This is a genomic window from Streptomyces sp. SCSIO ZS0520 (assembly GCF_025643355.1).
Taxonomy (GTDB): domain Bacteria; phylum Actinomycetota; class Actinomycetes; order Streptomycetales; family Streptomycetaceae; genus Streptomyces; species Streptomyces physcomitrii.
On record NZ_CP092644.1, the window covers coordinates 7,154,676 to 7,178,847 of the forward strand.

General features: G+C 73.0%; 19 protein-coding genes. 12 read left to right on the forward strand and 7 right to left on the reverse strand.

The annotated features are described in order from the left end of the window. Nucleotides 1–282 precede the first annotated feature (282 nt). The 5 genes from MID12_RS29180 (at nt 283) to metK (ending at nt 4,535) form a co-directional block, all read left to right on the forward strand. Complete coding sequence (locus MID12_RS29180) at nt 283–606, forward strand: integration host factor (protein ID WP_005319887.1); 324 nt, start codon at nt 283–285, stop codon at nt 604–606. A 38-nt stretch (nt 607–644) separates the two neighbouring features. After that, a complete protein-coding gene (gene gmk, locus MID12_RS29185) occupies nt 645–1,238 on the forward strand; it encodes a guanylate kinase (protein ID WP_052482686.1) in 594 nt (197 codons plus the stop codon). Between the two features lie 83 nt (nt 1,239–1,321). After that, nucleotides 1,322–1,594, forward strand: a complete 273-nt coding sequence (rpoZ, locus tag MID12_RS29190) for a DNA-directed RNA polymerase subunit omega (RefSeq protein ID WP_003970369.1) — start codon at nt 1,322–1,324, stop codon at nt 1,592–1,594. A gap of 197 nt (nt 1,595–1,791) precedes the next feature. Beyond that, entirely contained in the window at nt 1,792–2,997 is a 1,206-nt protein-coding gene (coaBC, locus tag MID12_RS29195; RefSeq protein WP_263171977.1) for a bifunctional phosphopantothenoylcysteine decarboxylase/phosphopantothenate--cysteine ligase CoaBC, read from the forward strand. 329 nt (nt 2,998–3,326) lie between these two features. Beyond that, complete coding sequence (metK, locus tag MID12_RS29200; RefSeq protein WP_040255112.1) at nt 3,327–4,535, forward strand: methionine adenosyltransferase; 1,209 nt, start codon at nt 3,327–3,329, stop codon at nt 4,533–4,535. 85 nt (nt 4,536–4,620) lie between these two features. Here metK and MID12_RS29205 read toward each other — a convergent pair whose 3' ends face one another. From MID12_RS29205 to MID12_RS29220, 4 genes are all read right to left on the reverse strand, one after another. Beyond that, nucleotides 4,621–5,982, reverse strand: coding sequence for a phage holin family protein (locus MID12_RS29205; protein WP_263171980.1), 1,362 nt, complete (start codon nt 5,980–5,982; stop codon nt 4,621–4,623). 57 nt (nt 5,983–6,039) lie between these two features. Continuing rightward, nucleotides 6,040–7,941 carry a hypothetical protein gene (locus MID12_RS29210; RefSeq protein ID WP_263171981.1) on the reverse strand — a complete coding sequence of 634 codons (1,902 nt, stop codon included), beginning with the start codon at nt 7,939–7,941 and terminating at the stop codon, nt 6,040–6,042. Beyond that, complete coding sequence (locus tag MID12_RS29215) at nt 7,938–8,696, reverse strand: toll/interleukin-1 receptor domain-containing protein (RefSeq protein ID WP_263171983.1); 759 nt, start codon at nt 8,694–8,696, stop codon at nt 7,938–7,940. The genes MID12_RS29210 and MID12_RS29215 overlap by 4 nt, the downstream gene beginning before the upstream one ends. A gap of 91 nt (nt 8,697–8,787) precedes the next feature. Then, nucleotides 8,788–10,167 carry a helix-turn-helix domain-containing protein gene (locus MID12_RS29220; protein WP_411577017.1) on the reverse strand — a complete coding sequence of 460 codons (1,380 nt, stop codon included), beginning with the start codon at nt 10,165–10,167 and terminating at the stop codon, nt 8,788–8,790. Between the two features lie 162 nt (nt 10,168–10,329). Here MID12_RS29220 and MID12_RS29225 point away from each other — a divergent pair, with 162 nt between their 5' ends. Further along, nucleotides 10,330–12,486 carry a primosomal protein N' gene (locus tag MID12_RS29225; protein ID WP_263171987.1) on the forward strand — a complete coding sequence of 719 codons (2,157 nt, stop codon included), beginning with the start codon at nt 10,330–10,332 and terminating at the stop codon, nt 12,484–12,486. Nucleotides 12,487–12,873: 387 nt separating this feature from the next. Here MID12_RS29225 and MID12_RS29230 read toward each other — a convergent pair whose 3' ends face one another. Beyond that, entirely contained in the window at nt 12,874–13,431 is a 558-nt protein-coding gene (locus MID12_RS29230; protein ID WP_040255114.1) for a hypothetical protein, read from the reverse strand. A 232-nt stretch (nt 13,432–13,663) separates the two neighbouring features. Between MID12_RS29230 and fmt the strand changes: the two genes are divergently transcribed. The 3 genes from fmt (at nt 13,664) to MID12_RS29245 (ending at nt 17,248) form a co-directional block, all read left to right on the forward strand. Beyond that, nucleotides 13,664–14,611: a methionyl-tRNA formyltransferase gene (gene fmt / locus MID12_RS29235; RefSeq protein ID WP_040255115.1), complete on the forward strand. Its 948-nt coding sequence runs from the start codon at nt 13,664–13,666 to the stop codon at nt 14,609–14,611. A 227-nt stretch (nt 14,612–14,838) separates the two neighbouring features. Beyond that, nucleotides 14,839–16,302: an RsmB/NOP family class I SAM-dependent RNA methyltransferase gene (locus MID12_RS29240; RefSeq protein WP_040255116.1), complete on the forward strand. Its 1,464-nt coding sequence runs from the start codon at nt 14,839–14,841 to the stop codon at nt 16,300–16,302. 196 nt (nt 16,303–16,498) lie between these two features. Then, the gene (locus MID12_RS29245; RefSeq protein WP_263171991.1) at nt 16,499–17,248 is read left to right on the forward strand and encodes an NUDIX hydrolase; all 750 of its coding nucleotides are present in this window, start codon (nt 16,499–16,501) and stop codon (nt 17,246–17,248) included. Nucleotides 17,249–17,406: 158 nt separating this feature from the next. Here MID12_RS29245 and MID12_RS29250 read toward each other — a convergent pair whose 3' ends face one another. After that, nucleotides 17,407–18,435 (reverse strand): universal stress protein, encoded by a 1,029-nt coding sequence (locus MID12_RS29250; protein ID WP_263171993.1) that lies wholly within the window; start codon nt 18,433–18,435, stop codon nt 17,407–17,409. A 544-nt stretch (nt 18,436–18,979) separates the two neighbouring features. On the opposite strand from MID12_RS29250, the gene MID12_RS29255 reads away from it, so the two are divergent. Next, nucleotides 18,980–19,831 (forward strand): universal stress protein, encoded by an 852-nt coding sequence (locus tag MID12_RS29255; protein ID WP_263171995.1) that lies wholly within the window; start codon nt 18,980–18,982, stop codon nt 19,829–19,831. A gap of 161 nt (nt 19,832–19,992) precedes the next feature. On the opposite strand, the gene MID12_RS29260 is transcribed toward MID12_RS29255, so the two are convergent. After that, nucleotides 19,993–22,146, reverse strand: coding sequence for an MMPL family transporter (locus tag MID12_RS29260; RefSeq protein ID WP_263171997.1), 2,154 nt, complete (start codon nt 22,144–22,146; stop codon nt 19,993–19,995). 141 nt (nt 22,147–22,287) lie between these two features. Here MID12_RS29260 and rpe point away from each other — a divergent pair, with 141 nt between their 5' ends. After that, a complete protein-coding gene (gene rpe, locus MID12_RS29265; protein WP_040255119.1) occupies nt 22,288–22,974 on the forward strand; it encodes a ribulose-phosphate 3-epimerase in 687 nt (228 codons plus the stop codon). 89 nt (nt 22,975–23,063) lie between these two features. Continuing rightward, nucleotides 23,064–24,107 carry a sugar-binding transcriptional regulator gene (locus tag MID12_RS29270; protein WP_040255120.1) on the forward strand — a complete coding sequence of 348 codons (1,044 nt, stop codon included), beginning with the start codon at nt 23,064–23,066 and terminating at the stop codon, nt 24,105–24,107. Nucleotides 24,108–24,172 lie beyond the last annotated feature (65 nt).

Sequence of the window (24,172 nt, forward strand, 5' to 3'; positions counted from 1 at the left end):
CGGGCGCGCCCCGGAACCGCTCCGGCGGAGCCCGCTCGACACCGCTCGGCGCCCCCGGCGGTGGCAGGAACTCAAAATTCTCGGGTGTTATGCCGCTAATGTCGGGCTCAGTCGAGGCTGACCAGGACTTTTCGTCTGTTCTCGCTGACTGGAGCGGCCATGGCCGCTAGTCTCCGTCGAGAGTGAACGGGCAAGCGCGTTGCACGTTGCTCACCAGGTGGGGTGCCGCTAGGTTCCTCACCGGTCCGTATCCGACAGTTCGACATCCGAGGTGACGTAGGCGTGGCTCTTCCGCCCCTTACCCCTGAACAGCGCGCAGCCGCGCTCGAAAAGGCCGCCGCGGCTCGCCGGGAGCGGGCCGAGGTGAAGAATCGACTCAAGCACTCCGGCGCCTCGCTCCACGAGGTCATCAAGCAGGGTCAGGAGAACGACGTCATCGGCAAGATGAAGGTCTCCGCCCTCCTTGAGTCGCTGCCCGGCGTCGGCAAGGTCCGCGCCAAGCAGATCATGGAACGGCTCGGCATCTCCGAGAGCCGTCGTGTGCGGGGTCTCGGTTCCAACCAGATCGCTTCCCTGGAGCGCGAGTTCGGCGGTGGCGCGGCCTGACGTTTCCGGGCACCGCCGGGAACCTGGATAATCGCTCCATGGCTGCAACATCCCGGGGGACGACCCCCGTACCCCCGGACGCTCGTCCGCGGCTGACCGTGCTCTCCGGCCCCTCCGGGGTCGGCAAGAGCACGGTCGTCGCCCATATGCGCAAGGAACACCCCGAGGTCTGGCTCTCGGTGTCGGCGACGACCCGCAGGCCGCGCCCCGGCGAGAAGCACGGCGTGCAGTACTTCTTCGTCACCGACGAGGAGTTCGACAAGCTCGTCGCCAACGGCGAACTCCTCGAATGGGCCGAGTTCGCGGGCAACCGGTACGGCACCCCGCGCGGCGCTGTCCTCGACCGGCTCGGCGCGGGGGAGCCGGTGCTCCTGGAGATCGACCTCCAGGGCGCCCGGCTGGTCCGCGAGTCGATGCCGGACGCCCGCCTGGTCTTCCTCGCCCCGCCCTCCTGGGAGGAACTGGTGCGCCGGCTCACCGGCCGGGGCACCGAGGCGCCGGAGGTCATCGAGCGCCGGCTCGACGCCGCGAAGATCGAACTCGCCGCGGAGTCGGAGTTCGACACCACCCTGGTCAACACCGCCGTCGAGGACGTGGCCCGCGAGCTGCTAGCCTTGATGGACGTGGTGTGACCGCGGGGGCCCGGCCTCCGAGAACCATCCACTGCCACACCACTGTTCCGTCTCATTCTGTCTCATCGTTCGGAAGGTAGAGCGTGTCCTCTTCCATCACCACGCCCGAGGGCATCATCAACCCGCCGATCGACGAGCTCCTCGAGGCCACCGACTCGAAGTACAGCCTGGTGATCTACGCGGCCAAGCGTGCCCGCCAGATCAACGCGTACTACTCGCAGCTCGGTGAGGGCCTCCTTGAGTACGTCGGTCCGCTCGTGGACACCCACGTCCACGAGAAGCCGCTCTCGATCGCCCTGCGCGAGATCAACGCCGGTCTGCTCACCTCCGAGGCCATCGAGGGCCCGGCGCAGTAAGCAGCCGACGAGCAGGATCGGGACGCCCGCGGGCGCCAGATCGTGAACTTCACGACAGGCCCGGCGGTCACCTCCCAGCGAGAGCTGGAAGAGTGTCCGCCGGGCCTGTGGTGTGTCAGGACCCGGCCGTGGCGTGTACACGGCCGTGCGCTGTCCTGAGCGGGCAGGCAACGGTGGCGAGCAGGGAGAGGTAGACGGTGGACAAGCCCAAGGTGGTTCTCGGGGTCAGCGGCGGAGTCGCCGCGTACAAGGCGTGCGAGCTGCTGCGGCGGCTCACGGAATCCGGCCACGACGTCCGCGTCGTGCCCACCGAGGCGGCCCTGCACTTCGTCGGCTCGGCGACCTGGGCGGCCCTGTCCGGGAACCCGGTGGCCACCGAGGTCTGGTCCGACGTCCACGAGGTGCCGCACGTGCGCATCGGCCAGCGGGCCGACCTGGTCGTCGTCGCCCCCGCCACCGCCGACATCCTGGCCAAGGCGGCCCACGGCCTCGCCGACGACCTGCTCACCAACACCCTGCTCACCGCCCGCTGTCCGGTGCTCTTCGCCCCGGCCATGCACACCGAGATGTGGGAGCACCCCGCCACCCAGGAGAACGTCGCCACCCTGCGCCGCCGCGGCGCCCTGGTCGTCGAGCCCGCCGTCGGCCGCCTCACCGGGGCCGACACCGGCAAGGGCCGCTTCCCCGACCCGGCCGAGATCTTCGCCCTGGCCCGCCGGGTGCTGGCCCGCGGCATCCGCGAGCCCGACCTCGCGGGGCGCCATGTGGTGATCAGCGCGGGCGGCACCCGCGAGCCCCTGGACCCGGTGCGCTTCCTCGGCAACCGCTCCTCCGGGAAGCAGGGGTACGCCCTCGCCCGTACCGCCGCCGCGCGCGGAGCCCGGGTCACCCTGGTCTCCGCCAATCCGCAGCTGCCCGACCCGGCCGGGGTGGACGTCGTCCCCGTGGGCACCGCCAAGGAGCTGCGGGAGGCCGTGGTGAAGGCGGCCACGGACGCCGACGCCGTGGTGATGGCCGCCGCCGTGGCGGACTTCCGCCCCGCCTCGTACGCCACCGGGAAGATCAAGAAGAAGGACGGCCAGGAGCCGGAGCCCGTGGCGCTGGTCCGCAACCCGGACATCCTCGCCGAGATCGCGGCCGCGCGGCCCCGCCCGGGCCAGCTCGTGGTGGGCTTCGCCGCCGAGACCGACGACGTCCTGGTCAACGGGCGCGCCAAGCTGGCCCGCAAGGGCTGCGACCTGCTGGTGGTCAACGAGGTCGGCGAACGCAAGACCTTCGGCGCCGAGGAGAACGAGGCCGTGGTCCTCGGCGCGGACGGCAGCGAGACCCCCGTACCGAACGGTCCCAAGGAAGCCCTCGCCGACACCGTCTGGGACCTGGTCGCCGCCCGTCTGGCCCCTTGACTCCGGAACCGCGGAGTCCGCGGGAAGCCCTCCGGGGCATGGCCGGACCTGGCCGCCGCGTGGCCGGTAATCAGGTGTTCCGTGGCCGGTCACCCGGTATATGGCGGGCTTGTGAACGGGCCCGAATCGCGCGGCGTGGCCCTGGCTATCCCGGGCGTCTCTGACGCAGAATGCCCGTGCCGCAGGTCACAGGGCTCTCAACTAGGGAGACACCTGGTCCGGCGGCGCGTACCGACCGATAAACTGGTCGCGGACCACCACGCCGGGCGCAGCTCCCGGCCGGGTCCGTCAATGCTCAGCCAGCAGCCGCTGCAACCCCAGGGAGCGATGTGTCCCGCCGTCTGTTCACCTCGGAGTCCGTCACCGAGGGCCACCCCGACAAGATCGCTGACCAGATCAGCGACACCATCCTCGACGCGCTGCTGCGGGAGGACCCCACCTCCCGCGTCGCCGTCGAGACGCTGATCACCACCGGCCTGGTGCACGTGGCCGGAGAGGTCACCACCAAGGCGTACGCCCCGATCGCCCAGCTCGTCCGGGACAAGATCCTGGAGATCGGCTACGACTCCTCGAAGAAGGGCTTCGACGGCGCCTCCTGCGGTGTCTCGGTGTCGATCGGCGCGCAGTCGCCCGACATCGCGCAGGGCGTGGACACGGCCTACGAGAACCGGGTCGAGGGGGATGAGGACGAGCTCGACCGGCAGGGCGCCGGCGACCAGGGCCTGATGTTCGGCTACGCCTGCGACGAGACCGCCGAGCTGATGCCGCTCCCGATCAGCCTGGCCCACCGCCTCTCCCGGCGGCTCTCCGAGGTGCGCAAGAACGGCACCATCCCCTACCTGCGCCCGGACGGCAAGACGCAGGTCACCATCGAGTACGACGGCGACAAGGCGGTCCGCCTCGACACCGTGGTCGTCTCCTCGCAGCACGCCTCGGACATCGACCTGGACTCGCTGCTCGCCCCCGACATCCGCGAGTTCGTCGTCGAGCCCGAGCTGAAGGCGCTCCTGGACGACGGCATCAAGCTGGAGACCGAGGGCTACCGCCTCCTGGTCAACCCGACCGGCCGCTTCGAGATCGGCGGCCCGATGGGTGACGCGGGCCTGACCGGACGCAAGATCATCATCGACACCTACGGCGGCATGGCCCGCCACGGCGGCGGCGCCTTCTCCGGCAAGGACCCGTCCAAGGTGGACCGCTCCGCCGCGTACGCGATGCGCTGGGTCGCCAAGAACGTCGTCGCCGCGGGCCTCGCCTCGCGCTGCGAGGTCCAGGTCGCCTACGCCATCGGCAAGGCGGAGCCGGTGGGTCTGTTCATCGAGACCTTCGGCACCCACAAGATCGCCCCGGAGAAGATCGAGTCCGCGGTCTCCGAGGTCTTCGACCTCCGCCCCGCCGCGATCATCCGCGACCTCGACCTCCTCCGCCCGATCTACGCCCAGACCGCGGCCTACGGCCACTTCGGCCGCGAACTCCCGGACTTCACCTGGGAGAGGACGGACCGCGTACCGGCCCTGAAGGCCGCCGCGGGGCTCTGAGCGGCTCCGCGTGGACGAGGCAGGGCCCGGCACCTCTTCGGGAGGGGCCGGGCCCTGCTGCGTGCTCTGAGCCGGGGCAGGCGTTTCAGCGGCCGGTGTCCACGGGCGGTTCCTCCTCGGGCTGCTGGTCGGCAGGATCCTCGCGCCCGGTCGGCCGGTCGTCCGGGCGAGGCGCACTGCCGTTCGCGTGCCCAGTCCGGGATCCGTCCTGCCAGGAGGCGGGCGGGGCCGCCGCATCCCACGGCTCGTACCGCCTACGTCCCAGGTGCCCAGGTTCTCCGTCGGAGGCGGGGCCGGAGTTCTCGGAGTCGGGTGCCTGGGGCTCGCCGGCTTCATCGGCTTCTTCGGTTCCGTCTGCTTCGTCGGCCTCATCGAGATGGGCGGCGAGGTCCCCGAAGGAGGCGGCGCGGGCGGCCTCGGCCACATTGGCGAGGAAGAGGTCGCGGTTCACGTGGTCGGCGGGGACGCCCGACAGGTCCATCGCCTGCTGGATCAGCTCCACCACACCGGGGGCGAGGGGCTCCTGCGGTTCCTCGGGCTCTCCGTACGCGGGGTACGCGGGCTCCTCCGGTTCCTCGTACGCGGGCTCCTCCCAGATCGGCTCCGATCCCGGCCAGGGGGCGGGCGAGGGGGAGGTCTGGGGCTGCTCGGCCCCGGCCGCCATGTGCTCGCGGAGTTCCGGCACGAAACGGTGGAACAGCTCCGGCACCACCTCGTCATTGGCGGCGGAGGCGAGTTCGGTGAGCAGGCCGATGTCGTCGACCGTCTTGTCGATCTGCTCCTCATGCTTCGCGAGCCACCAGACGACCGCGGACCCGGTGGTCTTGAGCACGTCCTCCTTGAGGTAACTGCGCTTGCTCATCTCCCACTTGCGCTCGTGCTCCCAGACCGCCTCGTCTTTGCGTACGGTCGCGAGCTTCTCCAGGCGCTGCCGGTCCACCTCGGTCAGTCTCAGACGGACATCGGCCGCCATCGCGAGCAGCCGACCGCTGCTGTCCGCCTGCATCACCGCGAGTTCCCCGGCGAGGACGTGCTCCGTCAGGGACAAGCGCTCCGGCTCGGCATTCGTGGTGATGCGGCGGGCCCGTTCCAGTACGGCACTCACCGCGAGACCCTCGTGGTTCACCGGTGGTGCCCCGGGCAGTACGTCCTCCGGGCGCCAGCGGATGACCGCGCTGAAGAGGCAGTCGTAGTCGTCGGCCCTGGTGGGCAGGGGAATCCCCTCGACCACGCACTCCCAGCGCTCCACCTGGGGCAGCGGGCTCTCCGGCTCCCGGGTGTACTCGGCCGGGATGAACGGCGCCCGCCGCCGCTGGGAGCGCAGCAGGGCCAGTGTCCCGAGGACCAGGACGGCCATGGCGAGGGGCCAGACCCAGTACGGCCACTCGGTCACCAGGCCGGCGATCACGAGCAGCAGGGCGAGGATGGTGGCCACAAAGCCAGTCATCGTGGAATGACCGGAACTCATAGCAAACTCCCGGGAAGACACGTCGGAGGCCGGCGATCAGAAGGACAAGGCGCGTGCGTCGTTGAGGCGAGTACGCAGCAGAGGGCGGATCGGGTGGTGGCGTGCCGCTCGGTACAGCAGCCCGTACGCGTCCGGGTGCCCGTGGCAGGCGGCCATGAGGAGATCCAGGAAGAGGGGCGCGTGGCCGGTGGGTGACTGGTGGATGGTGGTGAACCAGTCACGAAGAGCCGGGGTCCAGTCCGCGGGGGGCCTGCATGTCAGGAGGACGCGCCAGCATCGGGAGAGGCACTGGCGTACCACGCGAGACAGCAGCAGGGGCTGAGCGTTCCCAGGAGGGCTCAACAGATCACCTGGGGTGGACAGTTCCATTAGGAGCTGGGTGTCCCGCTCCGCTTGGTTCCGTTTCATACCTCGGGCGAGACGCTCCAGTGCGAAGCCGCACAGCCGGGGATTGCCCGCGGTCAGGGAGCGCAGAGCCTGCGTGGCCGCTCCCGCGCTGTCCAGTCGGCGGGCGAGATGATGTAGTCGGACCAGTGCCTGATCCGGGAAGCGCTCGGCGAGGGGCCCGAGGCATGCCTCGATGAGCACCCCGCGAAGGGGCTCGGACAGGGAGGCTGTCTTTGCGTAGTCGTACAGGTGACGGCTGAACCCCCTGGCCCACGAGGGGTGTGCGAGGCCCCATCCCATCGCCTCCACCGCTGCCTGCCGCGCCTCCGGCAGCGAACTCTCTGCCAGCTGAAGGGAGAACTGCCACAGCGTGGTGTGAGGCTCTTGCGAGCGTGCCAGTTCTTCCGCCATGGACGCCACGAGTGCTGATCGCTCCTGGGCGTCGAGGACAGGCTCGGCCACGGACTCTGTGATCCAGTCCTTCAGTTCGTTCCGCAGCCAGGGCGTGTAGTCCCAGAAGTGATTGCGGACAGCCTGGGCGAAATCCGGTTCTTTAAACCGGACTCGACCGTCTGCATCGTGCACTGCCCCTATCTCGTCGAGCTGAGTGGAGAGGTCGGTGCGGTCCAGAAGCGGTACGGAGATCTCCTGGTGTGAGGTCTTGTCCAGCAGTTTCTCGCACACGATGTGCACGGACTTCGGCCGAGCCGCGTCGAGGACCGCCGTGGACAACAGCAGCGCCTTCTGCCGTGCCGTGGCAAATTCCATCTTGCTGGGTACCCGCGGCGGTTGCGTCAATACCTTTACCGCTGAACGGCACCACTCGACGGCCGCGTTCGCCGGATCGCGGTCCCGGTACTGGCTGATCAGTACCGAGAGGTAGGCGACGTCGTTCAGCCGCTCGACTCCTTTGAGGAATCCGAGAATTTCCTCCGGTGGGGGATCAAGCGGCAGCGAGGGATCGTCGACCAGCCCCAGTGACCGGTTCAGTACGTCAAGGGGTTCGGCACGCAGGAGATCGACTGCATGCTCCTCCAGGAAGGGGTCCGCGGTCCGTTGACCCTCGCTGGACGGCAACACCACCACGAGGCGCGAGCGCCGTTCTCGTACCGACTGGTGGAAAGCAGGCAGGTCCTTCTCCACGCTCTCCCACAGCGTGGGCCCCAGCTCCGACAGGTCGAGGAGCAGTCCCTCGCGTTCGCCGAGCATGTACGAGCCGAGTCCGGGTTTGCCGTCTTCGGTCTCCGGCAGGACTTCGCGCAGCGTGGTGAAAAGCCGTCGATTGTCGTGTAAGAGCATGCGCGCGGTGGCGGTCCTGCCGCTGCCCGCATTCCCCCTGAGTAGGACGGTGCCACGTTCTCGGAAGACTTTGAGGGCCTCGCGGTACGCCGCCGGTTCGACGAAGCGCTCGGCGAGCCGTTCAAGGTGGTCCGTTGCCAGTGGCCTGGGATCCCAGGTGGTGGACCGGGCACCGTAGAAGACGTTCTGTGTTCCGGGGCCGGTGTGGGTTGGCCCTGATTGCCCGATGTCCGTCCGGAGCGAATCGCTCACTGCTCCTCGCCCTCTGCGGGCTGCCCACCGTCCGTGTTCGGCTGGATCCAGCCGTTGTTGTCGCCGGAGAAGTGGGTGGCCCCTTTGCCGTGGGAGACGTGCGTGCCGGGCAGATGATGGTGGATGCTCTGATCGCCCTTGCCGGTGTGCACGGGTCCCTGGACGTTGCCGAAGGTGTTCTGTTGGATGTCACCGGACACCTCGCCGCCGCCCTGGATGACGAAGCCCTGATGCCCTCCGCTCACGGTGTTGGACGTGCTTCCCCGCTCCGTCCCGCTCCGTGAGTCGTCTTTCTGTGTCTCATTCAGTTCGGGGACGACGTAGAGGAGCTCGTCCAGGAGGTGCGAGAGGCTGGCATCGCGACTGTTGGTGTCGTAGCGGACGGACTGGAGCCCCGCCAATTGCTTGAGCGGTGCAGGTAGTTCATCGCTCCGTAGCCTTTTGACGCGGATGCTCGCCAGTACCGGGATGACCGGTATCCCGCAGGCGAAGGCTTCCAGGATCTCTCTGCGGACCCAGTCGGTCTCGTCGTGGAGCTGGGGCGCGCTCGCCCAGGTCGGGCCTACCACGACGAGGAGGACCGAGGCGCGCCGTACTCCTCGCAGCAGTTCCTGCTCGTAGGTCTGACTGGCTCTGATCGAGTCGCTGGCACGGAAGACGGTTCCCTCGCCGAATCGTTCATTCAGGGATTGGAAGAGCACGGTGGCGAGGTGTTCGCCGTCACCGGTGCGGTAATTGACGAAGACAGGAGGCATGGCGAGGAGACCCTTCGGACGGAGTGGATGACGGAGCGGCGGAGGACGGAGAGGGCTCGTACGGCGGACGGGAGGGGAGGAGCAGGAGCGCTCAGCCCGGGAGGCCGTGCAGAGACGCGGCCAGTTCCGGCAGCAGTTCGCGCACCGCGGGGTTGCTGCGGTAGCGCGCGAGGGTCCGGTTCAGCCTGCGGGCGTCGAGGAGCACCGTCGCGGACGTGGCGGACGCCAGGGGGCCGAGCAGGGACGGCAGGAGAGAACAGACGAGGTCGATCTCGCCTGCCTGCGCATGGGCCAGGGCGCGACGGGTGCCATAGCGTGCCTGGGTGCGCGTGGCGTGCGGCGGGATCCTGGCGCACTCCCGGTCGAAGATCCGGGCGGACTCACCGGGGCGGCCGAGGTCCAGGAGGCACCAGGCAGTGACCATGGCCGCCGGATCGGGCAGATTGGTCGTGCCGATCACCGGTTCCCCGGCAGTGCCCGCATCCGCCGCGAGATGGCGTCCGGCTCGTTCAAGTGCCCGGAAACAGGCGGTGTGATCTCCGGCGAGTGCGTGCCCCTGCGCCTCCCGCTGGGCGGCCAGACCCTTGACGCGAAGAGAGAGCGCGCCGGACTCGGCCGACCGCGCGAGACCGATGGTGTCCGCCGCCCGCCCCGCGTAGTAGGCGACCAGTCCGCGCCGGACCTGCGCGTAGTGGCGGAGGTCCGGCTCTCCCGCAGCCTGGGCGAGCTGGACGGCCGTATCGGTCCAGCGCAGGGCGGAGGGTATGTCTCCCGCCTCCTGCGCCATCCAGCCGGTGAACTCGGCGAACCGGGAAGAGAGCGCGTAAAGGTCGCGTGCGGTGGTGGAGGCGCTCGCGTGGGCCAGCTCGCTCAGCGCGGTGGTCTGTGCGCTCAGGCCGGGCAGGACCGCCTGCGCCGGAGCGACTTGCCCGAGCTGCCGGTACTGGTCGAAGAGCGCACGCGAGGCACTGGCCAGGCTCCCGTCGTCCGCGTGCCCGGCGGAGGAGGGCCGACCGGAGGTGGGGCGGGCGAGGCCCGGTACCCCGAGTACGGAGGCGGCTCCCACGGCGACCAACTGGCGCCTGCTGGGGGCATCCCTGCGGCCGCGTCGCTCTGCCTCGGCCGGTGGAGGGGCGTCGTCGTCGAGGAGACCGTGCAGTTCGCCGTCCGCACCGAGGGCCGCGTCGCAGAGCCGGGCCAGGCCGGTGGTCGGCTGTTTGCGACCCGTCTCGACCTTGCTGATCTGTGCCTTGCTGTAGTGAACGGACCGTGCCAGCTGTTCGATGGTCATGCCCGCTGCCAGCCGTAAGCGGCGTAGTTCGGCCCCGAAGACGGGCGGTCTGTCCAGCACTCCTACCCCCTCATGGTTCTGGGTCGCCGGCTCCGCGGAGAACCCGGCGGCCAAGCAAGAGTCGTCGGGTGGTGATAGCAGGTGCAAGGAGATCGGTGGAGTTTCCTGTTTCCACTTCATCCGGGTCGGAAGCGAACCCCAGAGCGTTCGCGATGTCGAGGGTGCACATTCAGCCAGGTCGTACGGAGCGGGCGCCAGGTCTGTGGACAACGGCCTCCCGTCCTCGTCGCTGGCCTGTGGACAACTCCGGTGCTGTCCGTTCCGTCTGGTAGGAATTCCTGTGTGAGCAGCGGGGACGAGCAGGAGGAGCGGGGCGGGAAGGGGGCGCCGCCGGAGCAGCTTGCGCTGATTCGGGAGAGTGTGCGGGAGGCGAAGAAGCCGCGGGCGAAACCGCGTACCTGGCGGGGGGCGGCGCTGGCGCCGGAGCTGCCGGTCGGCCGGGTGCTCGTGGACCGGGGGGCGCTGCACCTGGACCGGTACTTCGACTACGCGATCCCGGAGGAGCTGGACGCCGAGGCCCAGCCGGGGGTGCGGGTGCGCGTCCGGTTCGGGGCCGGCAAGGGGCAGGTGCACAAGGGGCGCCGCGAGGGGGGCGGGCTGGTCGGCGGCTTCCTGGTCGAGCGGCGGGCCGAGTCCGACTACCAGGGGCCGCTGGCCGCGCTCGCCCAGGTGGTGTCGCCGGAGCGGGTCCTCAGCCCCGAGCTGCTCGGCCTCGCCCGCGCGGTCGCCGACCGATACGCGGGCAGCGTCGCGGATGTGCTCCAGCTCGCCGTTCCGCCGCGCAACGCACAGGCGGAGAAGAAGGCCTCCCCCGAGCCGCTGCCGCCGCCCGGGGTCCCCGGGGCCGGGAGCTGGGAGCGGTATCCGCGCGGGCCGGGCTTCGTGGCGGCGCTCGGTGCCGGTGAGTCGCCGCGTGCGGTGTGGACCGCGCTGCCGGGTCCCGAGTGGGCGGCCGAGCTGGCGCTCGCGGTGACCGCCGCGCTCGCCTCCGGGCGCGGGGCGCTGGTGGTCCTGCCCGACGGCCGCGCGGTGGCACGGCTGGACGCCGCCCTGCGGGCCGTGCTCGGCGAGGGGCGGCACTCGGTCCTCACCGCGGACGCCGGGCCCGCCAAGCGCTACCGGGAGTGGCTCGCCGTCCACCGGGGCTCGGTGCGGGCGGTGATCGGCACCCGGGCCGCGATGTTCGCCCCGGTCCGCGACCTCGGTCTGGTCGCCCTCTGGGAGGACGGCGACGGCAGCCACAGCGAGCAGCACGCCCCCCAGCCGCACGCCCGCGAGGTGCTGCTGCTGCGCGCCGCCCACGCCAAATGCGGTTTCCTGCTGGGAAGTTGGAGCTGCACGGTGGAGGCGGCCCAGCTCGTCTCCACCGGCTGGGCGCAGCCCCTGACGGCCGAGCGGGCCGAGGTGCGCCGCGCCGCTCCCCTCATCCGCACGGTCGGCGACGCCGAGCTGGCCCGGGACGAGGCGGCCCGCGCCGCGCGGCTGCCGAGTCTCGCCTGGCAGGCGGCGCGGGAAGGGCTCCGGCACGGGCCCGTGCTCGTGCAGGTGCCCCGGCGCGGCTACGTACCCAAGCTCGCCTGCGAACGCTGCCGTACGCCCGCCCGCTGCCGGCACTGCGCGGGCGCGCTCCAGGCCCGCGAGGACGGCGCCCTGCACTGCGCCTGGTGCGGAAGGCCGGAGCCGCGCTGGCACTGCCAGGAGTGCGGGGCCTTCCGGCTGCGGGCCCAGATCGTCGGGGCCCGGCGGACCGCCGAGGAGCTGGGCCGCGCCTTTCCCGCGGTGCCGGTGCGGACCTCGGGGCGGGAGCACGTACTGGACACGGTCCCCGACTCGCCCGCGCTGGTGGTCAGCACGCCGGGGGCCGAGCCGGTGGCCGAGGGGGGCTACGCCGCCGCGCTGCTGCTCGACGGCTGGGCGCTGCTCGGGCGGCCCGATCTGCGGGCGGGGGAGGAGGCACTGCGGCGGTGGATCGGCGCGGCGGCGCTGGTACGGGGCCAGGAGGCGGGCGGCACCGTGGTGGTGGTCGCCGAGCCGGGGCTGCGTCCCGTACAGGCGCTGGTGCGCTGGGATCCGGTGGGGCACGCGGTGCGCGAACTCGGCGAGCGGGCCGAGCTGGGCTTCCCCCCGGTTTCCCGGATGGCCGCGGTCTCCGGCGCCCCGCAGGCGGTGGCCTCCTTCCTGCGCGAGGCCGAACTCCCCGCCGACGCCGAGCTGTTGGGGCCGGTCCCGCTGCCGGTCACCGATCCCGCGCGGCCCCGCAGGACCGGGGCCCCGCCGCCGGGGGAGCAGTGGGAGCGGGCCCTGATCCGGGTACCGCCGGGCAGCGGCGCCGCCCTCGCCGCGGCACTGAAGACGGCGCAGGCGGGACGCCTGGCGCGGTCAGGCGGGAGCGGGGCGGAGCCGGTACGGATCCGGGTGGATCCGCCGGACATCGGGTGAGGAGGGAGGAAACTCCCACCGGGGGCCGATGATTGGCGTACGGCTACCCGGTGGGCCGTCGACGATCGCCGGACAACATCTCGGGCAGGCTGCCGGGCGGTCTTCAGCCGTCCGTCCCCCGGCTCTGGTCGTGCGGCAGTCGTCCATCGGCTCTCCGGCCGTACGCCACGCACTGACTCTCCGGCTGTTCGCCACGCATCCGATGCCGAGCGGCCCACACCTTTCTGAAGTTGAGGGGGCAGACCCCGCCCCGACACAACGGCGCCCCTCACCGCATGCCCGTGAGGGGCGCAACTGCCGTGGTCCTGTGGGTGGTTGACGCAGCCGGGTCCGGTGCGTGGATGGTTCAGCCGTGGATGGTTCAACCAGGTGCCGTGGACGGTTGGTTCAGCCGCCGCGGGGGCCGGGGAAGGCGCCGGGGCGGGGCTGCTGGTCCTCGCGGAGCGGGCGGCGGGGCTCCTCGCGCAGGGGGCCCGCCGAGGGCTGGGGCGGCATGGTGCGGGCGGCCGGGACCGTGGGCAGCGGCTGGGCGACGGTGACCGGTGCGGGGGTCTCCGCGGGGTGCTCGGAGTCGACGGGGACGGGCTGGGTGGTGGCGGCGCGCCGGGAACCGTAACGCCGGTGCACGGCCTGCTTGGTGACGCCGAGCGCGGAGCCTACCGCGTCCCAGGAGAAGCCGAGCGAGCGGTCGAAGTCGACGGCGGCGGTGACCAGGGTCTCGACGCTGTCCCGGAGTTCCTGGGCGAGGCGGACGGTGGGCGCCGGGGCCCGCCCGTAGACGACGAAGCCCGTGGAGGGCCCGGAGCGGCGCGGGCGGTAGACGTTGCCCAACTGGGCGGTGAGGGTGCGCAGTGCGTCCACCTGCCGGCGGACCCGCTCGATGTCCCGCACCAACAGATGCAGGCTGGCCCGTGCCTGGGCGTCGTGCGTTGCGTGGTCGGCCATGAACAAGCCTCTCGAACCGGCGTTGAAGCGGATGGGATGCGTACGCGTAGGCACCCCTTGGTCAACTCTTCCTTGACCAACGCGCCACCCCCGCCATGGTCACGCCCAGGGGGCGCGTGGGCATATGCGGATGGCGCGCGGCGGGACGCACGCCCCCGCGGCGGGCGGTCCATCCGGCCCATAGACTGGGGAGTTGCCCGTCACGCTCCGCCCGAGAGGCCGCACTCCACCCATGAAGCTCGTCTTCGCCGGGACCCCCGAGGTCGCCGTACCCGCACTGGACGCCCTGCTCGCCTCCGACCGCCACGAGGTGGCCGCGGTCGTGACCCGGCCCGACGCCCCCGCGGGCCGCGGGCGGCGGCTGGTCGCGAGCCCGGTCGCCCAGCGCGCCGAGGAAGCCGGGATCGAGGTGCTCAAGCCGGGGCGGCCCAAGGACGAGGACTTCCTCGCGCGGCTGCGGGAGATCGCCCCCGACTGTTGCCCGGTCGTCGCCTACGGGGCCCTGCTGCCGCGCGTCGCCCTCGACATCCCGGCGCACGGCTGGGTCAACCTCCACTTCTCCCTGCTGCCCGCCTGGCGCGGCGCCGCCCCGGTGCAGCACGCGCTGATGGCGGGCGACGAGATCACCGGGGCCTCCACCTTCCTGATCGAGGAGGGCCTCGACTCCGGCCCGGTCTACGGCACCGTCACCGAGCGGATCCGGCCCACCGACACCAGCGGCGACCTGCTGACCCGGCTCGCCTTCGCCGGTTCGGGACTGCTCGCGGCGACCATGGACGGCATCGCGGACGGCAGCCTGAAGGCCGTGCCGCAGCCCCCCGACGGGATCAGCCTGGCCCCGAAGATCACCGTGGAGGACGCCGAGATCGACTGGCGGGCCCCCGCGCTCCGCGTCGACCGGCTGGTCCGCGGCTGCACCCCCGCCCCCGGTTCCTGGACCGTCTTCCGCGGCGAGCGCCTCAAACTCATCCAGGCGATCCCCGCCCCCGCCCACACCGACCTGGCACCGGGCGAGCTGTCCGCAGGCAAGAACAACGTGTACGTGGGCACCGGCTCGTACGCCGTCGAGCTGCTGTGGGTCCAGCCGCAGGGCAAGAAGCCGATGCGCGCGCCGGACTGGGCCCGCGGGGTGCGCATCGCGGCGGACGAGCGGGTGGGCGCGCCGGACGCGCTCCGCTAGGGCCCTCGGACACCGCGCGTCCAAGGGCCTTCGTCCACCGCGCGTCCTCGCCCGGGGGGCGGCCGCGCGGCGCCCGGTGCGGCGGGGGCGCGTGCACGGCGTCGTACGGCGGGCGCGCGGTGTCCGGCAGGCCCTAGGCTGGAGCGTCTGACGAATCCGCCCGCCACCCCGGCGGGCCCGCGTCCGGGAGACAGGCTCCCGGGCGGCCATCCTGCAGCGGAGCACCTTTGAACGACCAGCCCGACCGGCGTCCCCGTAAGAGCGGCAAGCCCGGCAAGTCCAGCAGCCCCGGCAAGTCCGCCAAGCCGTATCGGCGTCCCCAGAAGGACCCGGTGCGGATCCTCGCCTTCGAGGCCCTGCGCGCCGTCGACGAACGCGACGCCTACGCCAACCTCGTGCTGCCCCCGCTGCTGCGCGCCGCCCGCGCCAAGGGCGACTTCGACGCGCGGGACGCCGCCCTCGCCACCGAGCTGGTCTACGGTTCGCTGCGGCGCCAGGGGACCTACGACGCCGTGATCGCGGACTGCGTCGACCGGCCGCTGCGGGAGGTCGACCCGCCGGTCCTGGACGTCCTCACGCTCGGCGCGCACCAGTTGCTCGGCACCCGCATCCCCTCGCACGCCGCGGTCTCGGCGAGCGTGGAGCTGGCGCGGGTGGTGCTCGGCGACGGCAGGGCGAAGTTCGTCAACGCCGTGCTGCGCAAGATCGCCCGGTACGACCTGGACGGCTGGCTGGAGCGGGTGGCGCCGCCGTACGAGGACGACCCCGAGGACCATCTCGCCGTGGTGCACTCCCATCCGCGCTGGATCGTCTCCGCGCTGTGGGACTCGCTCGGCGGCGGCCGCGCCGGGATCGAGGACCTTCTGGAGGCGGACAACGACCGCCCCGAGGTCACCCTCGCCGCCCGGCCCGGACGGGTCACGGCCGAGGAGGTCCTGGACTCGCTGGGGGAGGAGCAGGGGCTGCCCGGGCGCTGGTCGCCCTATGCCGTGCGGCTCAGCGAGGGCGGTGAGCCCGGCGCCCTCGACATGGTCCGCGAGGGCCGGGCGGGCGTGCAGGACGAGGGCAGCCAGCTGGTGGCGCTGGCCCTGGCCGCCGCCCCGCTCGAAGGCCGCGACACCCGCTGGCTCGACGGCTGCGCGGGACCCGGCGGCAAGGCGGCCATGCTGGCGGGGCTCGCCGCCCAGCGCGGCGCGAGCCTGCTCGCCGCCGAGAAGCAGCCGCACCGGGCGGGGCTCGTCGCCAAGGCCCTGGCCGGCAACCCCGGCCCGTACCAGGTCGTCACGGCCGACGGCACCCGCCCGCCCTGGGCGCCCGGCAGCTTCGACCGGGTGCTGATGGACGTGCCGTGCACCGGCCTCGGGGCGCTGCGCAGGCGCCCGGAGGCGCGCTGGCGGCGCCGGCCGGAGGACCTGGAGGGCTTCGCGCCCCTCCAGCGTGCCCTGCTGCGCAGCGCGCTCGCCTCGGTACGGATCGGGGGCGTCGTCGGCTACGCCACCTGCTCACCGCACCTGGCCGAGACCCGCGCCGTGGTGGACGACGTGCACAAGGACGGCACCACCGAACTCCTCGACGCACGGCCCCTGTTCCCCTCGGTCCCCTCCCTCGGCGAGGGCCCGGACGTACAGCTGTGGCCGCATCTGCACGGGACCGACGCGATGTATCTGGCCCTGCTGCGGAGGACGGCCTGAGCGGGGACCGGCCGTCGTCCTGAGCCGGGGTCCGGACGCCTCGCCGGGTGGCCGAGAGCGCCGGGTGGCCGAGAGCGCCGGGTGGCCGAGAACGCCGAGTGCCGTGAAGTGCCGAGAGGCGTGCGGCGCCAAGTGGCGTCAGGCGTCGAGAGGCGAGAGGCGCCGACTGCCGTGCGGCGCGTGGAAGCATGCCCCCATGAGCGAGCAACTGCCGCCGCCCTCCGGCCCGGTGGATCTTCTGGAGGTGCGGGGGATCCGCTTCGTCGAAGGGCCCCCGCTCCGGTTGCCGCCCGGGGAGCGGCAGGCCATGGACCGCGCCTGGGAGGAGGCGGTCCGCGCCAACCCCGGGTTCTTCGACGGGCCGGTCTGCGGGGCGGCGGGGCTCGACTGGGAGGGGCCGGGCCGCCTGGTCGTCACCTGGACCAGGGCGACGTACCGGATCCACGCCCTGCGCCGGGTGGGCGGCGCCACCGTGCTGCCCTCGCTCTTCGTCGGCGTGGTGCAGCCCGCCGAGGACGGGAGCCTGGTGGTGGGGCGGATGTCCTCCTCGACGGCCGCCCCCGGCCGCTGGCAACTGCCGGGCGGGGGAGCCGAACCACCGGCCGGAACCGAGCCCCTGGACCTCGACACCCTGCGGCGGCACGCGGCCCGCGAACTGGCCGAGGAGACCGGCCTCCTGACCCCGCCCGAGGAGCTGTCGCTGTGGCTGCTCACCCATGCCCCGGGCCGTGCCCTCGGGCTCCTGTTCCGCGCCCCCGTCCGCCCGGCCCGACTGCTGTGTGAGCGCTTCGCGGCCCTGGTCGCCTCGGAGCGGGCGCGGGGCCGCGACCCGGAACTGGACCGGATCGCCTTCGTCCGTTCCCCCGCCGAGTTGCCCGGTCTCGGCGGGACGCAGGTGAACTACCTGGAGGGGGTCGTACGCCGGTACGCGGCCCGGACCGGGTAGCAGGTAGCAGGCAGCGGGCGGTGGTGCGGCGAGCCATGAGCGGGACCGGGCGCCCTGATGAGCCGAGGGCCCGGGACCCCCGTCCGGGGCGGGTGAGGGCCGGGACCCGCGCCCGCCCCGGAAACCCTGCTACCTCCGAGGCCCCTCACTCCCCGTCCTCAGTCATGCGGGACGACCGCGAGCGGGCAGGGCGCGTGGTGGGCGACGGCCTGCACCACATGCCCGAGCCGCGGGCGCAGCCGGGCCGGGTGGCGCCTGCGGCCGACCACGAGCAGCCGGGCCCCGGCGCTCTCGCCGACCAGGATCCGGGCGGCCGAACCGGGCCGGACCGTCTCGCGCACCGGCACCCGCGGGTACCGGTCGCGCCAGGGCGCGAGGGCCGCCCGGAGTTGCTCCCGCGAACCGTTCACGGCCTTCTCGACCAGGGCGGGCGCGAGGGCCGGATCACCCTGCGCGTAGATCGGTACGGGCAGTTGCCGCACGTGCACGGCGTGCACCGGTGCCGAGTGCCGGTCCGCCATTGCGAAGGCGAAGTCGAGCACTTCGGCGGCGGCCGGTTCGTACGGGGAGACGCCGACGAGTACGGCCGGGGTGGTCCGGCCGGCCGGATCCCTCCCGCCGGGCTCGTCCGGATCGCCGAGGCCGCTGAGGTCGTCGGGCCGTGCGGAGAGGCCGCCCGCCCCTGGCCCGGTCGACGGCGTGGAGGTGTCGGCGGGACCGGCGTGCGGTACGGGCGCGGATCCCTCGGCGGGCTCCGCGCGGACCAGGACGGCCGGGGCGGCGGAGCGTGCGACCACCCGCAGGGCGACGGCGCCGAGCAGATAGCTGGCGGTCCGGCCGAGGCCCTGGGAGCCGAGAACCAGGAGCGCGCACTCCCGGGCGGCGTCGAGCAGCGCGGACTCCGGGTCGGCGGCGACCAGTTCGGTGCTGAGCGGGAGCCCCGGGTACGCCTCCTCCAGCAGGTGCTCCGCGTCGGTGACGGTCTTCTTCGCCCAGTGGTTGCGGTCCTCCTCCGCGACGCCGGTCCGGGAGTCGCCGGGTGCGCCCTCGGGCTCCAGGAGCACCCAGGCGTGCAGCAGCCGCAGGCCCGCACCGCGCGCCCGCGCCTCCCGGGCCGCCCAGTCCGCCGCGGCCAGGGACTCCGGGGTCCCGTCCAGACCTACGGTGATGTCCGCGTTCATGGCCATGCCTCGCTCTCTCCCCCCGGGAGCCCGCGGCGTGCTTCCTGCCCCGGCTCCCGCGCCGGTCCTCCCGGCCGTACGGCCCGGGGCCCCCACTCCAGGATGGTCCGCGCGCGAGCCGGATGCACAAGCCGGGCGAAAACCCTGATCGGTCCTGGCTATGGCGCCGACCGCCCCGGGTGAGGCACGGTGAAATCACCGCGTTCCGCCGCGGCGCCCCGCCCACGGACCGTCCGGCGGCGGACCAGGTGCTGACGATCGGGAGCTGATCCGCATCACCGCAAGCACGGCCGCAGCAGCAGTCCCGCCCCGCCCCGGCGACGGGCCGGACTCCGCTGCCCGTACGCGCGACGGTGACACGGGCAGCGGTCAGGGCCGTCCTCCCCGGGCGAGCGGCGGTCGCGAGCCTCCTCCCCGTACGGGCAACGGCCGTGAGCCCCAACCCCGTACGGGCAACGCCCCCGCGCCCCCGCCCCGTACCCCCAACGGGCAGCAGCCGCCCGCCCGTTCGGCCTTCGCGGGCCGCCCCGCGGATCCGTACCGGCCGGGGGTGCGGCAGCTGGTGGTCGGGGTGGACGGTTCGGCGGGTGGGTGGCAGGCCGTCGACTGGGCGGTGGACCAGGCGGCCCGTACCGGGCTGCCGCTGCGGATCGTCTACGCCTCCCTGTGGCAGCACTACGCGCGCCGTCTGCCCGCCGCCGGGCGGCGCCGCCCCGACGAGCACGCCTACGCGGACCAGCTGCTCGGCACCGCCCTGGCCCGGGCCCGCACCCGGCAGCTGCAGGTCCCGCTCAGTGCCGTCACCGAGGCCGGTGAGCCGGTCGAGGTGCTGCTGCGGGAGGCGCGCGGGGCCGCGCAGCTGGTGGTCGGGCCCCGCGGGGACGGCGGCATCGTCGGCATGATGCTGGGCTCGGTCGGGCTCTCGGTGGCCGCCCGCGCGCTCTGCCCGGTGGTGGTGGCCCGCGGCACCGCACGCAACCGGGAGGCGACCGACCGGCCGGTGGTGGTGGGCGTCGGCGAGGGGCCCGGCGCCGTGGCCGCGCTGCGGTTCGCCTTCGGGGAGGCGGCCCGCCGTGGCGGCGAACTGGTCGCGGTACGTGCCTGGCGGGCCCCGGCCGGGAGCGCGCGGGCGGCCGGGCCCGCGGAGCGGCAGTGGGCCGAGCGGCGCCTCGGCATGGCCCTCGCCGAGGCGGGCGGGGAGCATCCGGAGGTCCGGGTCAGCGCGCAGACCGTCCAGGGCCCGCCGCCGCTGGTCCTCGTGGAGGCCGCCGCCGAGGCCGCCCTGCTCGTCCTCGCCGTCCCCCGCGGCGAGTCGGCGCACGGCCTCCAGCTCGGGCGCACCAGCCATGTCGCCCTGCACCACGCCGACTGCCCGGTCGCGGTGGTGCCGGTCCCGCACTGAGCGGGGCCCCGGCACCGCGCCGCCGGACACCACCGCGGACACCGCGGCCGTACGTACGACGCGTACCCGGAGGTCGGCAGGGCGTCTCGGTCCGGGGCGCCCCGGACCAGTCCGTCTCGGTCCGGGGCGGCTCGGGCCAGTCCGTCTCAGCCCAGGCCGCCTCAGTCCAGCGCGCCCTGCTGCGGGCGTTCCTCCGGGTGGGCGCGGGAGAGGCGGTGGGGCCACCAGACCCGGGAGCCGAGGTCGAGGAAGAGCGAGGTCACCAGGACGGACCGGACCACGAAGGTGTCGAGGAGCACGCCGACCGCGACCGCGAAGCCGATCTCGGCGAAGCCGGTGACCGGCAGCGTGCCGAGCGCCGCGAAGGTGCCGGCGAGCACCAGGCCCGCGGAGGTGATCACCGCGCCGGTCGCCGCGAGGGCGGTCAGGGTGCCCGGGCGGGTGCCCCGTCTCCGGGTCTCCTCGCGGATCCGGGTGGCCAGGAAGATGTTGTAGTCGATGCCGAGGGCGACCAGGAAGACGAAGACGAAGAGGGGGTACGAGGTGTCCTCGCCCGCGTAGTCGAAGAGGTGCCGGAAGGCGAGCGCGCTGATGCCGAGCGCCGCCGCGTAGGAGAGCACCACGGTCGCGATCAGGACCAGTGGCGCCACCAGCGCGCGCAGCAGGACCGTCAGGACCAGCATCACCACCACCAGGACGAGCGGGATCACCACCTTGTTGTCCCGGGTGGATGCCTTGTCGGCGTCGAGCAGCGCGGCGGTGCCGCCGCCCACCTGGGCCTGGGCGCCGGGTACCGCGTGGGCGGCGTCGCGGACCCGTTCCACGGTCTGCTTCGCGGCGGCGCTGTCCGAGGGGTCGGTCATCGTCGCCTCGAACAGGACCCGCCCGTCCTCGACCCGCGCGGTGCCCGGCGGGGTCCCGAGGGAGGCCGGGTCGACGCCCTCGGTGCGGGCCACCGCGCGCCTGACCTCGGCGGACCGGTCGGCGTCGGCGAGGACGACCAGGGGATCGCCGCTGCCCGCCGGGAAGTAGCGCGCCGAGATCTTCTGGCCGGTGGTGGAGTCCTGGGTCTCGGTGAAGGCGTCCTCGTTGGACAGGCCCGCGGCGCGCAGCTGCATGATGCCGAAGGAGAGCGCGGCGAGGACCAGGGCCGTCACCACCCAGACCGTGCGCGGCCTGCGGTCGATGCGCTGCCCGATCCGCGCCCACAGGCCCCGCTCGGTGGGCTCCGCGGAGCCCTCGTGCGGGATCACCGGCCAGAAGATCCACCGGCCGAAGATGACGAGGAGCGCCGGGAAGAGGGTGAGCAGCGCGAGCAGGGCCACCGCGACACCGATCGCGCAGACCGGGCCGAGCCCGCTGGTCGAGTTCATCTCCGCGAAGAGCAGCACCAGCATGCTGATGACGACGGTGGAGCCGCTGGCCAGGACGGCGGGTCCGGCCCGGTGCAGGGCCAGGGCCATCGCCTCGTGGCGGTCGTGGTGGCGGCGCAGCTCCTCCCGGTAGCGGGCGACCAGGAGCAGGGCGTAGTCCGTACCGGCGCCGAAGACGAGCACGGTGAGGATGCCCGCGCTCTGGCCGTTGACCGTCAGCCCCGCGTGCTCGGCGAGCAGATAGATGATCGCCTGCGCGGTCAGCAGCGCGCCGAGCACCGAGATCACCGGGACCAGGATCAGGGTCGGACTGCGGTAGGTGATGAGCAGGGCGACGATCACCACGCCGAGCGCGGCCAGCAGCAGGGTCGAGTCGATGCCCGCGAAGGCCTTGGAGAAGTCCGCGGAGGTGCCGCCCGGACCGGTGATGTGCACCGAGAGGCCGTCGCCGCTGCGGCCGGTCACGTCCCGGATCGAGTCCACGGCGGGCGAGATCCGCTCCCAGCTCTCCTCGTTCATCGTGATCGGGATGTAGAGCTGGGCGGCCTGCGGGTCGCGCGGCCTGTCGTACACCGGGCCCCGGGACTCCCAGCCCCGGATGCCGTGGTCCCGCAGCGGCTTCACCTCGGCCGCGGCCTCGGTGATCCGCTCCCGGTCCGCGGCGGTGAGACCGCCCTCGCGGGCGTAGATCACCACCGCCGGGATGTTCTCGGCGCGGAAGTCCTTGGAGGCGTCGAGCACCTTGGTGGACTCCGCGCTGCCGGGCAGCCAGGACTGGGAGTCGTTGTCCTGCGCGTCGGTGAGCTTCTGCGCCAGCGGGGCCAGGGCCACGATGACGACCAGCCACAGCAGGACCGTCAGCCACTTGGTGCGCCTGCCGCACACCAGCCGTGCCCAGCGGCTCCTGGCCGCCGGGACCTGCTGCTCCGGTGCGTGGGCCATGTACGTCCTTCGGCCGGGCGGGTGGCGGACGAGGGTTCCGCTCCCGCAGTGGACCCCGAGTGCGTCCTGCGGCGGCCGCCCGGCGCGGTGAGCGGGGCACCGCCCACACCCGCGGCCCACGGCCGTGGCAGTCTTGGCACCATGGCCGTTCAGATCAGCCCCAGTATCCTCTCCGCCGACTTCTCGCGCCTGGCGGAGGAGGCCTCAGCCGCGGCAGGCGCGGACTGGCTGCACGTCGACGTGATGGACAACCACTTCGTCCCCAACCTCACCCTCGGCGTGCCGGTGGTCGAGTCGCTCAGCCGGGCCACCTCGACGCCGCTGGACCTGCATCTGATGATCGAGGACCCCGACCGCTGGGCCCCGCAGTACGTGGAGGCCGGCGCGGACTCGGTCACCTTCCATGTGGAGGCCGCCGCCGCCCCGGTGCGCCTCGCGCGCGAGATCCGGGCCAAGAACGCGCGGGCGTCCATGGCGCTCAAGCCCGCGACGCCGATCGAGCCGTACGAGGATCTGCTGCCCGAGCTGGACATGCTGCTGATCATGACGGTCGAGCCCGGCTTCGGCGGCCAGGCCTTCCTCGACATCATGCTGCCCAAGATCCGCCGCACCCGGGAGCTGATCGGCAAGCACGGCCTGGAACTCTGGCTCCAGGTGGACGGCGGCGTCTCGGCGGCCACCATCGAGCGGTGCGCCGAGGCGGGGGCCGATGTCTTCGTCGCCGGGTCCGCGGTCTACGGCGCCGAGGACCCCGCGGTGGCGGTACGGGCGCTGCGCGAGCAGGCCGAGAAGGCGACCGCCGCGGCGAGTTGGGCCCACGGCCACTGAGTCACGGCCGGGCCACGGGAATGTGAACGCCCTTCGCCGCGGCTGATCGACCCCGCGGGATCTGCGAGGATGAACCGCGAACCCGCAGTGTGACAAGCAGTGAGGAGACCGCCGTGTCTGGCACGTCAGGGGGGCGTTCAGCCATGCGGATGGGGCCTGCTGAGCTGGTACAGGCAGCAGCGATGGCCCGTCGGTTCTACCTGGAGGGCAAGTCCAAGATCCAGATCGCGGAGGAGTTCGGGGTCAGCCGCTTCAAGGTCGCCCGCGTCCTGGAGACCGCGCTCGAACGCGACCTCGTCCGGATCGAGATCCGGGTGCCCGCCGAACTCGACGCCGAGCGCTCCGACGCCCTGCGCTCCCGCTACGGGCTGCGGCACGCCGTCGTCGTCGAGTCGCCGGCCGAGGCCGAGGAGTCGCCCGACCCGGAGAACCTCGGCGAGGTCGCGGCCGAACTCCTCGGCGAACTCGTCACCGAGGGCGATGTGCTCGGCCTCGCCTGGGGCCGCTCCACGATCCACATGGCGGCGGCCCTGGACCGCCTGCCGCCGTGCACCGTCGTGCAGTTGACCGGGGTCTACGACGCGGGCACCGCCGAGCGCGGCTCCGTCGAGGCGGTCCGCCGCGCGGCCCAGGTCTCCGGCGGCGAGGCGCACCCGATCTACGCCCCGATGCTGCTCCCGGACAGCGCGACCGCGGCGGCGCTGCGCAACCAGACCGGCATCGCCCGGGCCTTCGAGTACTTCGACAAGGTCACCGTGGCCTGCGTCTCGATCGGCTCCTGGGAGCCCGGCATCTCCACCGTCCACGACATGCTCACCGACGAGGAGCGGGCCCACTACGCCTCGCTCGGCGTCGCCGCCGAGATGTCCGCGCACCTCTTCGACGCCCAGGGCCGCCGGGTCGGGCGCGACCTGGGGGAGCGGTGCATCACCGTGGAGGCCGACCGGCTGCGCCGCATCCCCGAGGTGGTGGCGATCGCGGGCGGCCAGCGCAAGGCCGGCGCCATCGACGCGGTGCTGCGCTCCGGCCTGGTCACCAGCCTGGTCACGGACACCGCCGCGGCCGACTTCCTGCTCGGCGCGGGCTCCGCGCCGCGGTCCGCGCTCGCCAGGACCGACCCGGACGGCGACTGAACCGGGGCGGGGGAGCCGCGGCCCGGTGACTTCGGGGCACGGCCCGTACGAGACCGAGGCGCACA

Excerpts from the sequence above, each read along its gene's own strand:
- gmk (WP_052482686.1), top strand. The coding sequence starts at position 645 with ATGGCTGCAACATCCCGGGGGACGACCCCCGTACCCCCGGACGCTCGT.
- MID12_RS29205 (WP_263171980.1), bottom strand. The coding sequence starts at position 5,982 with ATGACTGGCTTTGTGGCCACCATCCTCGCCCTGCTGCTCGTGATCGCC.
- MID12_RS29215 (WP_263171983.1), bottom strand. The coding sequence starts at position 8,696 with ATGCCTCCTGTCTTCGTCAATTACCGCACCGGTGACGGCGAACACCTC.
- MID12_RS29220 (WP_411577017.1), bottom strand. The coding sequence starts at position 10,167 with ATGAAGTGGAAACAGGAAACTCCACCGATCTCCTTGCACCTGCTATCA.
- MID12_RS29230 (WP_040255114.1), bottom strand. The coding sequence starts at position 13,431 with ATGGCCGACCACGCAACGCACGACGCCCAGGCACGGGCCAGCCTGCAT.
- fmt (WP_040255115.1), top strand. The coding sequence starts at position 13,664 with ATGAAGCTCGTCTTCGCCGGGACCCCCGAGGTCGCCGTACCCGCACTG.
- MID12_RS29245 (WP_263171991.1), top strand. The coding sequence starts at position 16,499 with ATGAGCGAGCAACTGCCGCCGCCCTCCGGCCCGGTGGATCTTCTGGAG.
- MID12_RS29250 (WP_263171993.1), bottom strand. The coding sequence starts at position 18,435 with ATGGCCATGAACGCGGACATCACCGTAGGTCTGGACGGGACCCCGGAG.
- MID12_RS29260 (WP_263171997.1), bottom strand. The coding sequence starts at position 22,146 with ATGGCCCACGCACCGGAGCAGCAGGTCCCGGCGGCCAGGAGCCGCTGG.
- rpe (WP_040255119.1), top strand. The coding sequence starts at position 22,288 with ATGGCCGTTCAGATCAGCCCCAGTATCCTCTCCGCCGACTTCTCGCGC.